Here is a 14,212-nt window from a genome sequence, read left to right on the forward strand (position 1 = left end):
GACTAGGCCTTTGCTGGAGATAAGCCGGGTAAATGGGAAGGGGGCTGCTGGTTGCGGGCCGGTGCAGACGGATCCAGCAGCGCATCCACCCGCGACAGGTTGGCCGTCCAGTTGAATTTCGCGATGACCCTGGCCCTTGCTGCCTGTTCCATGGCCGTGTCCCGGAGTGCCAGCAATTGCAATACCTGGCTGGCAAACTGCTGGGCATCGTCGGCCAGCATCAGTTCCTTGCCTGGTGCGGCAGCTATACCTTCCAGCGCTTGTGCGGATACAACGACAGCCTTGGCCATTGCCATCGCTTCCAGTACCTTGTTTTGTATTCCGCGAGCGATGCGTAATGGAGCGACCGCAACATGGGCATGCGCCAGGTAAGGACGTACATCCGGCACCGAGCCGGTAACCCGCACGCCTGGCAATTTCGCCAATTCCTTCACCTGGTCGGACGGGCGGGCGCCGACGATGTAAAACACGGCATTGGGGTTCTGCTTCAGGATAGCCGGCATCACTTCATCGGCAAACCACTGCACTGCATCCACGTTAGGCCAGTAATCCATCGCGCCGGTGAAAGCGATTGCCGTCTCACCGTCTGTGTAGGGATTGGCGTGCGCCAATTCGGGAGTGAAATAGTCGGTATCTACGCCGTTACTGAAAAAATCGATCTTGGCCGAGCTTTCGGGAGCAAGTTGCCTGAACAGTGCAGCTTCTGCCTCCGAGACGAACAGCGAAGCGTCGCACTCTCGCGCCAGCCGGCGCTCATAGCTGAGCAGCTGGTTGCCCTCGCGCCGGTACAGCCAGCTCATGGGCCAGATTTTCTTGTCTGCGTACTGCAGCCATTTATCGGAATCGACATCGACGAAATCGACAACCCTGCGCGCGCCGTCTATATGCTCGACGAACTGTGCCATCGCAGACGAAAAGACAACAATGCGCTTGATTCCATGCTGCCGGATTGTCGTGTCGATCCAGGTTTGCAGACCCGCGTTGCGATAATAGTCTAGCGACAGCGGCCGGTTCCCCAGCAGGGCTCCCAGGCTGCGGATCTTGGCCGTACGCGGATCCAGCCTGGCGATATGGGTGTCGGCACAAAGCTCCTTGACCTTGTCTACATATTGCCAGTCATTGTCGTCATCGATGAAAGTACCCAGATGCACACGGTATTGCTGAGCCAGGTGTTTCAACAGATGGTAGGAGCGTATCTTGTCTCCCTTATTGGGAGGAAAAGGTATGCGATGGACCAGCAATAGCAGATCTTCCATGGCTATCCCAGGTTCTTGACGATATGCGGGCCGATCAGATTGGCCAGGGATAAGGGCATGCGCTGCCACATCTTGATAAAAAGCTGGTACTTGGGGTTCAGCGGATTATTGTCCGGCACTGCCGTGGACTTATGCAATTGATAGGCATAGTGCAGCGCTTGCGGCTCGAAGCCCCAGTTCTTTTTAAAATCGAAGGCGCCGGTGCCCAGTTTGCTGCGGCCAAAGTCGAATACCTTGTAGCCACGCGCGCAGGCGCGCCGCATCAATTCCCAATACATGAAATCATTACCGGCCAGGTCGCGTGCTTCGGCGGTACCGCCGCCGTAATAGGGCAGCACTTCATCGCGGAAATAGAAACTCATCACGCTGGCGATCACGCGATCATCCTTGACGATGGTCATTACTTCACAATCGGGGCCGAAAGTCTCTTTCAGCAGTCGGAAGAATTTCTTTGAAAAAACCGGAGTGCCCAGCCTGTGCACGCTGGTGGAATAGGCATGGAAAAAACGGTCCACGCCTTCATCCAGCTCGCTTTTCAATTCAAACTTGATCCCCTTGCGCACCATTGCGCGCTGCTTGCGCGGAATGGCCAGCATATTCTTTTCTTCGTCAGGATCGATTTCCTTGCGGAAGGTGACGTACAACTCCTTGGTATGCCATCCCTCCTGGGCCTGGGCCTTGATGTTCCGGTATTCCAGATGACCCACTCCCAATTTGCCTGCCAGTGCCTGCGCTTGCTGATTCAAGGCAGCGCGCGCTGCCTCGGATTCGCTGGCGACACCGCCATACACGCAAAACGGCAGCGAGCTCAGCGAATGGCCGAACAAGGCGCTCTTGATTTCTGCCAGAGGCAGTACGCCGACGATTTTTCCTTCCGATTCGGCATAATAAAACCAGGTTTTATGGCCGAATGCGCGTTCTATCACCGGCTGCCAGCCGGCCCGGTGGAAGAAAGTAGCTTCAGGGCACTCCTGCACAAACTGATCCCATCTTGCCGCATCTTGCGGCTGCATCAGTTTGATCGAGAGTGGAGAGCTGGCGGTGGGGGATTGCAACTGGGCTGCAGAGGCCTCAACGATAGAATTCATGGCTTCTTCAGGAAGATTTTGTCCATGCGGTCCCATTGGAAGTCGCGGGTCAGCGCCTTCAGGCGGTTTTCCGTACGGGACAGGTTAACGTAATGGCGGAAACGGGTTTTCATGCCGATATTCTGTTGCCGCGGCTGCTCTGGATCGACTTCCCAAGGATGGAAATAGAAGATTCCGGATTGCTTGTCCTGCTGGTTGACTCTTTGCAGCAGCCAGCGCGATAACTGGTAAGGGAACAGGCGGAAGAAGCCGCCGCCACCGGCAGGCAGGTTCCTGTCCATGATGCGCACGGTGGTAATCGGTATTTCCAGCAAGCCGTCTTCGCCGTTGGGATAAAACGCAAAGCGCGGCGCATCCGGCATGCCGTAATGGTCGTGCTTGACCGGGTAAATGCTGGAACTGTAGCGGTAGCCGGCCTCCAGCAGCGAGTCCAGCGCCCACAGGTTTTGTTTGCTGATGGAAAAGCTGGGCGCACGGTAGCCGAGTACCTGCTGGCCGCCTATGTCTTCCAGGATGCGCTTGCTGCTGCTGATATCCTGCATGAACTCTTGCGCATTCTGATCGGACGCACGCAAATGCCCATAACCGTGGCTGGCCAATTCATGGCCGCCGTCCACAATGCGCTTGACCATCGCCGGATAGCGTTCTGCGATCCAGCCCAGCGTGAAGAAGGTGGCCTTGACTTGCGATGCATCGAGTACGCCCAGTATTAGGTCGATATTGCGTTCCACGCGGCAGGACAGCGTAGGCCAGCTTTCGCGCGAGATATGGTCGGCAAAAGCCGAAACCTGGAAGTAATCTTCCACGTCTATCGTCATTGCATTGCGTATCCCCTTGGCTGGGACAGGCGCCGCACTGGTTTGCGGGAAAGATGGTGTAGCCTGGGACATGATCAGCTCTTCACTATTATCTGGCGGGGCATCAATTCTCTTTTTCCGAGGAACTGCCCATCTTCGCAGACGGCAGCATTTTTTTCAGCGCATCAATCACTGAAATAATGGATCGTTCCATTTTCGCCATCCTGTCATCCATGCTTTCCAGGCTGACATTATTCAATTCTTTCAAGCCCATCGCAAAATTGGCCGCCTGCTGCGCTTCCGTGTCGGGGGCGGCGCTTTCAGGGATATCGAATTCTTGCTTGATGTCCGCGATTACCTGTTTGACTTCGGTATCGCCGAAAGCATGCAATTCTTCCAGGTAGCCCATCAGGAACAGCCGGTCGCACAGGGAATTGATTTTTCGCGGGATGCCGCCGGTGTAGTCATAAATCGCGGCAAAGGCTTCCTTGCTGATGGTGGGGTCGTCTTTCCAGCCCACGGTATGCAGCCTGTGCTCTATGTATGACTGGGTCTCTACCAGGTCCAGCGGGCCCAAATGATAGCTGGCGATTACCCTCTGCAGCAATTGCTGCATGTCGGCACTCAGCAAGGTGCGGCGAAATTCCGGCTGGCCCAGCAAAAAGGTTTGCAGCAGGGACTTGTCCGCAGTCTGGAAATTGGACAGCATGCGCAATTCTTCCACTGCGCGCGGCGTCAGATTTTGCGCTTCATCGACCACCAGCAATGCACGCTTGCCCTGCTTGTCGCATTGGCGGAGAAATTGTTCCAGCCGGGTCAGCAGCGATGCCTTGGTTGCGTCCTCATATTCCAGACCGAATGCTGAGGCGACCAGCCGCAGGATATCGTCGGAACCGACATGCGTATTAACGATCTGTGCGGCCAGGATGTTTTCGGATTCCAGTTCGCAAAACAGATTGCGCATCAGCGTGGTCTTCCCTGCGCCGACTTCGCCCGTAATGACGATAAAACCTTCACCCTGGGAAATGCCGTACTCCAGGTACGCCATCGCTCGCTTATGCCCCTTGCTGCCGAAGAAAAAGCGCGGATCGGGTTTTAATTGAAATGGTTTCGCGGTGAAACCGTAATAGGATTCATACATCTGTTGCCTGACTTATCAGAAACCTAGTAAGAGGAAAACAGACAACGCGTTTTCCCGGAAATCGCTTACGCTTAAGCTGGAATCTTTTTGATTGCGCCGGTATTCCAGCGTTGCCTTCAGTTTAGGCTGTAAATCCCTGCTTAACGCAGCCCTGAACATCTTGTTGTTATCCCTGACACCCGTCGAATACGAGTCTGCACGATTGTAGCCCAAGGTAAAATTGGCCGAGGTACGAGGAGAAAATACCAGATTCCAGATAACATTTGCGCCAGTTTGCTTGGTGCGATCAGACAACGCAGGATCGGCCGACGATACAGGTGTCAGGTCGGTTGACTGTGCATCGCGCTTGGTACTAAACAGACTGAGCAGCAGGGTATTTTGCGCACCGGTAATTGCCACTGATCCTTGCAGGCTTTTTTGCAGGAATACGCGATTGGAAAAGGTATTGACCGATTGCGCCAAAGAAGAAGGCAAGCCGTAGCTCTTGATAAAAGCATCGACCAGTTGCTGGCGCGCAGCAGGGTCGGGAACGCTGGTTTGCCATAGCTGGTTCAGGAAGGCACTCGTATTGACGCTGCCTGGTACCAGGAATTGCTGCCGGGTCGTTGTAATATCTTCGTGGTAGCCGAGGCTCCAAGTGGTGGCGCGAGTACGTTGAGCCGCGGTCAGACTATATGTCGAGCCGTAAAAACGGTGGCCGGCATTGAAGACCAGACTGGTTCTCTCTGTAGGTTCCCAGTCGAAGCCGGCAGACCAGTAGGCACCCGCTGGCTTCTTGCCGTCGATGGCGACATAGCTGTTTTTTTCGTAACCGCCGGTGCCCGTCAGGCTGAAACGCGGCGACAGATAATAGCCTGCAGTGACGCCGGTAGTTTCCGCCTCTATCGTATTGATCGACTTGTCAAATTTCGTTTTCAGATCATCATAGGTAAATCCCCATTTCACTTTTTGAAATGCGGTGCCACTATTGATGTTCATGGAAATGTGATCACCAGTACTGTTCACGGTGCCGCCGGAGCTGCTGGAGACAGAATCCCGGGTGTAGCGCAATTCGGCCGATGCGGTACGATCAAACGTATGGCGCAGGTATGGCGACGCGCTATAGGTCCTTACTTCAACACGGTTATTGGACAGGTTCAGATTGTTCGTTGCTTCAGACGCGAAGGGACTTTGATTCTGCTGACTGATGTTCGCCTTGCCGTCTAAAAAAAAAAGATCCTTCATCAATTCTGAGTTGGCATCCGCATTCAGTAGATGATTCGTCTTTAAGCCGTTTGCATCGCCTGTGTAATACAGGTTCTGCATCTGATAGTTGACTCTCATCTTTAATTGCGCACCGGTCGCAGTGAAATCCACGCCTGGACTTGCTTGGGTGATGAAAGAGCTTTGCTTCTGGCTGTCGGGAACCAGTTTGACGTTATCTGTATAGGTTTCCGTGAGGTTGACGGTAGGTGAAATTTTCCACTCTGCCGCATGCGCACCTGTTGCAAGACCGATCGCCAGCGGCGACAAGCTTGCTGCAACCCAAAAGGAAAGAGGCCGAACCTTGCACTTGACGTGTGCGGCTCCGTGCTTCATGTGCGCGACCTTCCGTTTAACCATAGTAACGGCCATAGTAATCCCCACCGGCGAAGGTCTTGGCCTTGTTGTAGACCAGATTCACGTTAGTGTGTGATTTCAACTGACGCAGTACTTCCTTGACGACATGCTGGGTCGTTGCTTCGGCTTCGACAACCAGCACGATCTGGCCCATCTGATTGGCCAGGACTCGGGCTTCTGTCGTCAACAGCAGAGGAGGGGAATCAAAAATAACGATACGGTCGGGATAGCGGTTGGCAATTTCATCCAGCAGGCTGCTCATCGCCTGGCTGGCCAGTAATTCGGTTGCACGCTTATGGCTACGGCCGGCGGGCAGTATGCTCAGCGTATCGATATTGGTCTTCAACATTGCGTCTGCCAGGTCCAGCTTGTCATCCAGCAGCACGTCCATCAAGCCGATAGCTGAACTGGTATCTGCCGGATCCAGGCGCAGATAGCGGGGAACGGAAGGGCGGGCCACATCGGCATCCACCAGCAGAACAGTGTGATCCAGTTCCATCGCGATACTGATCGCGAGATTGACTGCGCAGAACGTCTTTCCTTCGCCTGGCAGCGAGCTGGCGACCATGATCAGGTTGCCGTGATGCTTGCTGGCGCCGCCATTCTTGGCAAACGCCTTTTCTATCAGTGGGCGCTTGATCAGCCTGAATTCTTCTGCGATGACGGTTCTTTCGGCGTCCGGAGTGACCATGCCCAATTGATGTAGCTGGGCAAGATCAATCTCTATCTTTCTTGACGTTCCTTTTTTTACCTGCGTTGCTGCGGGAGCAGGTATCCGGTGATCAGGAATGGCCGCTGCAACGGCAGCAGGAGGTACCGGCGCAGCTTGTTGCTGGACGGGAGCCGCCGCTGCAGGCGTTGCTATTTCAGCGGGTGCAGTAGCAACAGGTGCGGCAGGATTTTGTACGGCAGCAACTGCCTGTTCTTCTGTCGCCGCAGTTTTGATCTCGATTGCAGGTTCAGCGGCCGGGCTTGCGGCTCCGGCTGCTCCTTTGCTCTGATCAAGTCTACCAGCTGCTTTTTCAATAATGCTCACGCTAACTCCAAAAATATTGATTGCTTGTCGCCAATTACCCCTCTGAAACCCGTTTGACATCATCCATGGACAAATCGGGCCTGGGCAAGAACATTACTTCAGATACATGGTCGCCATTACGCCAACATAGAAGAAGAGCAGTACGAAGGAAGATAGGCCGAATGCGTACAGGCTCCTCTTCCTTCTGGTTTTTTCGCCTTCAGTCCAGTTCATGGACACCGTACCGAGAATCGGCAAACCGGTTGCTTCCAGCAAATCGATATGGCTGAGGAAGGTTGGCCTGATTTTGCTCATCAGTACAGCTCCCAGCATACCTACGATCAATGCTGCGACAAATACAATAGAGAACAGCCGCAGGCGATTAGGTCCTACCGGTGTCAATGGCATCGTCGGCGGATCGATGACCCTGAAGGTCATCATTTCTGTGGTTGCACTCAGATCGCCGGACAATTTGGCAGATTCACGACTGGCGACCAGTTTTTCGTAGTTTTCTTTGTTGATCAGGTAATCGCGATTCAACTGAGCCAATTGGGATTCAATTTCAGGCGCAGCAACACTCAGTGCCTTGAAGCGGGCGCTACGCGAATTGTATTCTTCCACACGGGCACGCATTGAGGCGACCCGGGCTTCCGCTGCAGACAAGGAAATCTTCAATTGCTGGAACAGGGGATTGGCGGCCATCGTCGTTTCGGACATTGGCTTCCTGGTTTTCGCTTCTTCCTGTTTGCGCGCTTCCAATTGCGCCAGCAGGCGCTTGGTGGAAACGATGTCCGGATGCTGCTCCGTGTACTGCAAACGCAAGGAATCCAGATTCTTGGACAAGGACTGGATGCGCTCATCCAATTCCGGATTCGGCAAAACCACTGCATCCTCCGCTTTTTGCGGCATTTCTACTCCCTGGATCTGCCTTTTGATTGCATCCCTGGCCTGTTCCGCTTCGGACAATTCCAGTTTGGCCGAATTCAGGCTTTCTGTGATGTCCAGCAACTTGCTGCCGGAATCGCTGCCCTGACGCGGCAGCATCATCATGTTTTTCAGCTTGAAGTCTTTCAGGGCGTTTTCTGCCGTGGCCAGTTTTTCTTCATAGATCTTGATCTGGCTGTCGATGAAGACGATGGCTTTGGCGGAGTCTTGTTTCTTGTCTCCAAAACTGCCTTCAACAAAAATGGTGAGCAAGGCCTGGACAACATCCTTGGCCAGCTTGGGATTTTCATCGTTGTAGGAAATTGTGTAGATATCGTTTTGAACCGTGCCGTTTATCTTGATAGAGGCGATCAGGGTCTCTATCATTTTCTCCCTGTCCTTGCCGGTGTTGGCGGCGATGTCCAGGTCGACCATGCGCATTACGCGTTCGACGTTAGGCCTGCTCAGCAGAGTGCGGCTCATGATGGAAACTTGCTGTTCCACATTGGGGATACTGGTCATGCCCGCAAGCAATGGTTTTAAGATCGTTTGCGTGTCGACAAACACCCTGGCTGAAGATTGGTAATTATCCGGGAGCTTATAGACGACAATAAACCCTACGGCGGCAACCAGCCAGGCTATCGTGACAGCATACCAGCGATATTTCCACCCACCCCTCAATAGGGATTGTAGCTGCGTAACCAGTTCCTCCATCTTGTCAAACTCTCCATATATGGTAATTAACGGCATCTATTCCAAGCTATAAGTTACCAGCTTATCTGCTAGATGGGCACGTTTATTTAGCGAGCTATGATATTGCACGGATATAAAAAAAACAAGGAAATCCAGCCTTGTCCAGAGGAAAACCGGGATTTAAGTACCGATTGCCGTAGGAACATTTTCCTGCGGCAATTTATTTGGAATTTTGACGCAATATTTTGAGGTTTCTTGCCTCGGATAAATTTAATCGAAGTGTTGGAAATTTTTAACGGATTTCTTACCTTAGTGCGCCAAGCCCTTCAAAAATCAGGGATTTTTGTTGCAGGCTTTTCTAATAAAGGGAACTATTGAATCCAAGATATGGCCGTTGATGACGTAAAAAATGCCCCAAAGAAACAATGCCGTTGATTCGCCATAGAGACAATTTGTAGCTTCAATAAATGGATAGTCGCGTGTATCCAATAACCAGCGCCACGATAGCGATTTCAGCGAATTGCGCTGCCGAATAGTTGTAATTTGCTATGTTGATGGTACCATCATGTTTCAATGTCAAGTAACAAGCATGTCTGGTTGCGTCGCCTGTCCAGAAAATGCTAGACACTCCATCACGCACTTATAGGGAAAAATAGTGAACACGCTACGTACAACAACGATGAAATGGTTAGCCTGTTTGTCCATGTCGGTGAGCATGCTGGTTGTCAGCGGATGCGCAACCAATGCGAATCCGCCGGCACCGACAGAAGGAGCAATACCTACCAATGACTACGTCATCGGCGCTGGCGACACCATCAACGTGATCGTATGGCGCAACCCCGAAGTCTCGATGGTGGTTCCTGTCCGTCCAGACGGCAAGATCACAACACCGCTGGTGGAAGATATTGTTGCCAATGGTAAGACCTCGACACAGTTGGCCAGGGATATCGAAAAAGCGCTGGCGAAATTCATCCAGCAACCGGTGGTGACCGTCATCGTGACCGCGTTTGCCGGCCCGTATGAAGAACAAATACGCGTTATCGGCCAGGCTGCCAAACCGCAGGCGCTTGCCTACCGTCAGGGTATGTCATTGATGGACGTGGTGATTGCTGTGGGCGGCATCACAGAATTTGCTGCAGGCAACAAGGCCAACCTGATCCGCACGGTAGATGGCAAACAGCAAAAATTGAGCGTGCGCCTGAATGACCTGATCAAGGATGGTGATATCTCTGCAAACGTGCCTGTGCGTCCTGGCGACGTGCTGGTAATACCGCAAAGCTTCTTCTGATTTCTTTCGTTCTATTGCCTGGCTTATGAAGCTGAGCAAGAAGAGATAAATAAAAAAACCTGCATGCCGAAACATGCAGGTTTTTTTTGTGGTCTTCCTGATTGAGGCTTGCAGGCACTGGAGCTGATTGGGCCTCGTATCTTCGCCTGGAGCTGCTGCCGCTAGCCCGGCAGCCCGAATCACGTAGCGCTCAACCCCCACAAGTCCGGTGCCAGCGCCACGATCATCTGCTTACAACTGATTTAACTGGGCTTTTGCCTCATCCAGTTTGGCATAGCCTTTACCGTTGGCAATGGTCGCCTCCAGCTCGCTGCGGGCACCTGTCTTATCTCCAGACTTGATCAAGGCCTGCGCGTAGTGGAAACGTATTTCCGCGGCAGTCGGGCTCAGTGAAGCGGCTTTTTTCAGCAATGGCAAACCTGTTTTGACATCCTCTTTCTGTATCAGCAACCAGCCATACGTGTCCAGCACTGCGGCACTTTCAGGTGCCAGCTTGTACGCCTTTTCTGCATATCCAAGGGCCTTGGGATCTTTTTCCTGATCATAGGCCCAGGCCAGATTATTGAGGACAACGACATTATCCGGAGCTGCTTTCAGCAAAATCTGGAACTGTTCAATGGCCGGCAATTTACTCTTTTGCGTTGCCAGCAAATAGGTCGCCAGATACATCCTCACATTGTTGTCATTGGGCTGGTCTTTCAGCCATTGATTCAATCTTGCATCGGCTTCTTTGATTTTGCCGTCTGCGAACATGGCTGCGTGCAGCTTGATCAGGATCTGCGGATTTTTCTCCAGGGCCCAGCCTTTTTCATAGGCAGCGATTGCAGGGGTATATTTCTTTTGTCCATATAGGATGTCTCCTTCTGTGACATAGCCGCGAGGCGATTTTGGATCCTGTTTTTGAGTTTGCCTTGCTGTCTGCAAGGACAGGTCAAAATTCCCCTGTTTGGCCTCCAGCATTGCGAGAGCCGTCTGGGCGTCGCGGAAGTTCGGGTCCAGGCGCAAGGTTTTCTTGACCGCTTCCAGGGCTTCTGCATCCTTGTTCAGCGTCAGGTACGGCGTCACGACTGAGAATTGTGCGGCAGGAGATTCCGGCAGCATTGCAGCAATTTTGCTATAGCTATCCAGTGCTCCCTGATTGTCGCCGGTGACCTGTTGCGCGCGCGCGAGCAAGCCCAGGAATTCAGGGGCCGTGGGGTTAAGCACTTGCGCCTTTTTAGCAAAGACCAGCGCTTTTTGCTTATCGCCCATGCGCAGATAATGTGTCGCCAACAACTGGGTAGCCTGGAAGGAAGAAGGATTATCGGTATTGGCTTTTTCCAGCCATTTCTTGGCCTCTTCGTTGTTATTTTCAGCCAGCGCTATATTGGCCAGCGACAGCATCGCAGCTTCGTTCTTTTTATCCTTGTCCAGGATGTTCAGGAAGCGTTTTTTTGCCGCATCAAGCTTGTTTTCGCTGACATCGAGATTGGCCAGGTTCGCTGCAGCCGGGAAATAGGTAGGCTGCAAAGCCAGGGCTTTTTCAAAACTTTCCCGGGCTTTCACTTTATCTTTCCGCGCCAGGTAGATGCCACCCTTCAGGTTATAGATCAAAGGATTGTCGGGTGTTTCTTTTTCCAGCAAATTGGCAGCTGCCATCGCCTTATCGTATTCTTTCAGGCGCAGATGCGTCATCAGCAGCAAGATACCTGCCTTGGGTGATTTGGCATCCAGGTCGCTGGCTTTTTCCAGTTCTGCAATCGCCTTTTCATTATCGCCGGAACCCAATTTGCTCATGCCCAACGAGGTGCGGAATTCTGCATTTTGCGGAGCGATGGCACTGGCTTTTTCAAAGTATTCAGTTGCTTTTGCGTAATCCTTGGCTTGCATCGCGGCTTCACCGGCCATTGCGAGCAATTGTGTATCCTGAGGGTATTGTTTCAATGCAGGCTCAAGGAATACCAGGGCGCGCTTGGCTTGCTTGCTTTTGACCAGGATCCCTGCCATCAGCTTTTGCGCGTACAGGCTATTGGGATTGGCGCCCAGATACTTTTTAAGCGCTTGTTCCGCCTGCTCATAAGAACCCAGTGCAAATTGCACTGCGCCGGTCAGCAATACGCCGGGCATATAGTCAGGAGCTCCGCGCTGCACTTGTTGCAAGGCTTCCAGTGCAGGAGCATTTTTCCCCTGGCTGAAATGCAGCAAGGCCTGGGTATACAGGACAATAATATTTCCTGGGGCAAATTTCTTTGCCGCATCAACATCAGCTTGGGCTTCAGTAAATTTTTTCTGGCCAATTTCCACGTTGGCACGCGTTAAATGGGCGACCACGCTCTCGGGCTGAAGCTTCAGAGCTTCGGCATAGGACGCCAGCGCATCATCCGGCTTCCCTTGTGATCTGGCAACATCACCCTTGAACATCCACGCGTCTGCATTTTTTGGATTGCTCGTGGTGGCCTGCTCCGCGAGCTTGACTGCGGTAGCGATGTCTTTCTGCGCGAATGCCAATTTGGCGAGACCAATCAAGCCATCTACATAGTTGGGTTGCAGCTTCAGGGCTTCGTCAAAAGATTTTTGTGATTCGGCAAATTGGCCCGCCGCCAGATAAGCATTGCCACGCAAGGTCAAAATGGCCGGATCCGGTTTGGCACCTGGGTCGATCTTGGTTTCATCCAGTGCTTTTTGGAACTGGCCTTGCATCAGCAAGGCTTTGCCCAGTACGGCTTTTCCTTTTTCCGCACTCAGGCCCAGGCTAAGTGCCTTACGCAATTCTTTTTCTGCCGAAACCGGGTCTCCGCTCTCGTTATAAATGCCGGCCAGCATATAGCGTGCCTCTGCATTATTCGGATCTTTTTGCAGCGCATTTTTTAGCTGGATGATGGCGGCCTTGTTATCGCCTTTTTCCTGGTATTGCTTGGCCTCGCTGACGAATTTATCTGCGGACTGAAATTTATTGCATGCCCCCAGGCTAGCCAATACTAGAACAGCGCCGGAAATCAGGGCAACACTGGTACGTTTGCTTCTCTTGCGTGACATATTCCTGTCCTTTTTGATAGAGGATCAAATCTTGTGGTTATAAAACTTTTAGCAGGCTTCTACTTTATTAGTGTGGCGGGCCATCAAAGTGCTGAATTTGTTGGCGAAAAATCACTCTTTGCAGAGATTACACCAAATCTACTCGAAATCGAACAAAGCATCCAAAAACTAGGTCCTTCCCGACGCCGACTGTCCCGACAATGTCCTCAACAGATTTTTCCCGACGGTGATTACTTGCCGCATGTAGCGCTTGAGCAAGCGGCCGCCGATATGTCTGGCGGCGGCAAGCATGCCGCGTGCGCTGCTGCGCTTGAAGGCGATAATTCCCCAGCGCTCGCGGCGGTGCGACATCCAGTCCTGCTTATACGGTTCGTCGCCGGTCAGGTAGTCCACCGTATCGACCCGGTCAACATCGATGGCTTGCTGCATCATGCGGGCAGTCAGGATGGAGCCTATCGACAGCTCGGCAAACTGTTCGTCGTAAGCCAGCTTATAGATGGATGCTGTTTTTTCGGAGACTATCCACAGCTGCGCCGCGGCCGGTTGCTGGTCCACATAGGCGACCCCCAGCCTTAGCTTGCCTTCGGCTGCCAGTTGGCGTATCAGGCCGGGAACAAAATTGGGGTAAAACTCTGGCCCCTTCCAGCTCGACAAGTAGATCTGCTGGTAGGCCTGGATCGTTGTTTCCAGCCGCTCGGGGCCAGTCACGATATCAATGCTGACGCGGCCTGCGCTTTCCAGTTGCCTGGATTTTCTTTGTACGGTATTGCGCAGGCGCGATGGCAGTGACGCAAAATATTCCTGGTAGCTGCGCCCCTGTACTTGCAGGTACCAGTTGCCGAAGCAAAAATAGGTCTGTGGAATCATGCCCGCAGCACGCAGTGCACGCAGGCATGATGCAAAAATAGGGGAGTCCTGCGCCATCGGGTGCATATCTACCGCGTCCCAGCCTTGTGCATCGTTGCGGACGGCCTGCATCAGCAGGCGCAAGTCCTCATCCATGTCACTCTTCATATCACTCGTGGCCGTGTTGAGCACAGGCGAGAATAAAGAGGCGTAGTAATTGCTTGCCGCATGCAGGGTATTGGGCGCCAGCCAGCCGGGCGCGCGCGGCTGGAAGCGCATGACCAGCGCTGCATGGACATGGACGCTTGCCAGCCCTGTATTCGATTCGACCCCATACAGGCGCAGTCTGGTGTCGGGGTCAAAGGAATGCGCTGCCAGGTGCTGGAACCAGGAGCGGCCCAGAAAAATGCCGCCAGAGCGCTCGGCGGCGTCGAACAAGCTTGCATAGGCTGCCGGCAGGTCATCGAAGCTATCGTAGATACAAAGCTTTTTCATCGCAGGGCAGGGGCTTTATGCTGGAAGGGACGCCAACTCGCAATGCTGCCGCCTG

The 14,212-nt window shown here is 53.0% G+C and carries 10 protein-coding genes; 1 reads left to right on the top strand and 9 read right to left on the bottom strand.

Annotation, left to right across the window (positions count from 1 at the left end):
- Positions 1-2: 2 nt before the first annotated feature.
- The 7 genes from IEW12_RS25455 to IEW12_RS25485 form a co-directional block, all read right to left on the bottom strand.
- Positions 3-1,256 (bottom strand): TIGR03087 family PEP-CTERM/XrtA system glycosyltransferase, encoded by a 1,254-nt coding sequence (locus IEW12_RS25455; protein ID WP_188568960.1) that lies wholly within the window; start codon positions 1,254-1,256, stop codon positions 3-5.
- A gap of 2 nt (positions 1,257-1,258) precedes the next feature.
- On the bottom strand, positions 1,259-2,344 hold the full coding sequence (locus tag IEW12_RS25460; protein ID WP_188568961.1) for a FemAB family XrtA/PEP-CTERM system-associated protein: 1,086 nt from the start codon (positions 2,342-2,344) through the stop codon (positions 1,259-1,261).
- Positions 2,341-3,234, bottom strand: a complete 894-nt coding sequence (locus IEW12_RS25465; protein ID WP_229751354.1) for an XrtA system polysaccharide deacetylase — start codon at positions 3,232-3,234, stop codon at positions 2,341-2,343. The genes IEW12_RS25460 and IEW12_RS25465 overlap by 4 nt, the downstream gene beginning before the upstream one ends.
- A 31-nt stretch (positions 3,235-3,265) precedes the next feature.
- The gene (locus tag IEW12_RS25470; protein WP_188568962.1) at positions 3,266-4,282 is read right to left on the bottom strand and encodes an XrtA/PEP-CTERM system-associated ATPase; all 1,017 of its coding nucleotides are present in this window, start codon (positions 4,280-4,282) and stop codon (positions 3,266-3,268) included.
- Positions 4,283-4,297: 15 nt separating this feature from the next.
- Positions 4,298-5,860, bottom strand: coding sequence for a TIGR03016 family PEP-CTERM system-associated outer membrane protein (locus IEW12_RS25475; RefSeq protein WP_188568963.1), 1,563 nt, complete (start codon positions 5,858-5,860; stop codon positions 4,298-4,300).
- 16 nt (positions 5,861-5,876) lie between these two features.
- Positions 5,877-6,917: an XrtA-associated tyrosine autokinase gene (locus IEW12_RS25480; protein WP_229751355.1), complete on the bottom strand. Its 1,041-nt coding sequence runs from the start codon at positions 6,915-6,917 to the stop codon at positions 5,877-5,879.
- A gap of 93 nt (positions 6,918-7,010) precedes the next feature.
- The gene (locus IEW12_RS25485; protein ID WP_229751356.1) at positions 7,011-8,570 is read right to left on the bottom strand and encodes an XrtA system polysaccharide chain length determinant; all 1,560 of its coding nucleotides are present in this window, start codon (positions 8,568-8,570) and stop codon (positions 7,011-7,013) included.
- A gap of 622 nt (positions 8,571-9,192) precedes the next feature.
- On the opposite strand from IEW12_RS25485, the gene IEW12_RS25490 reads away from it, so the two are divergent.
- On the top strand, positions 9,193-9,801 hold the full coding sequence (locus IEW12_RS25490; protein WP_188569130.1) for an XrtA/PEP-CTERM system exopolysaccharide export protein: 609 nt from the start codon (positions 9,193-9,195) through the stop codon (positions 9,799-9,801).
- A gap of 231 nt (positions 9,802-10,032) precedes the next feature.
- Here IEW12_RS25490 and prsT read toward each other — a convergent pair whose 3' ends face one another.
- Together prsT and IEW12_RS25500 are read right to left on the bottom strand one after the other, a co-directional pair.
- Positions 10,033-12,816, bottom strand: coding sequence for an XrtA/PEP-CTERM system TPR-repeat protein PrsT (gene prsT / locus IEW12_RS25495; protein WP_188568964.1), 2,784 nt, complete (start codon positions 12,814-12,816; stop codon positions 10,033-10,035).
- Positions 12,817-12,984: 168 nt separating this feature from the next.
- Positions 12,985-14,157, bottom strand: a complete 1,173-nt coding sequence (locus IEW12_RS25500) for a GNAT family N-acetyltransferase (protein ID WP_188568965.1) — start codon at positions 14,155-14,157, stop codon at positions 12,985-12,987.
- Positions 14,158-14,212 lie beyond the last annotated feature (55 nt).

The organism is Parundibacterium terreum (assembly GCF_014636315.1).
In the GTDB taxonomy this organism is placed as follows: Bacteria; Pseudomonadota; Gammaproteobacteria; order Burkholderiales; family Burkholderiaceae_D; genus Undibacterium; species Undibacterium terreum.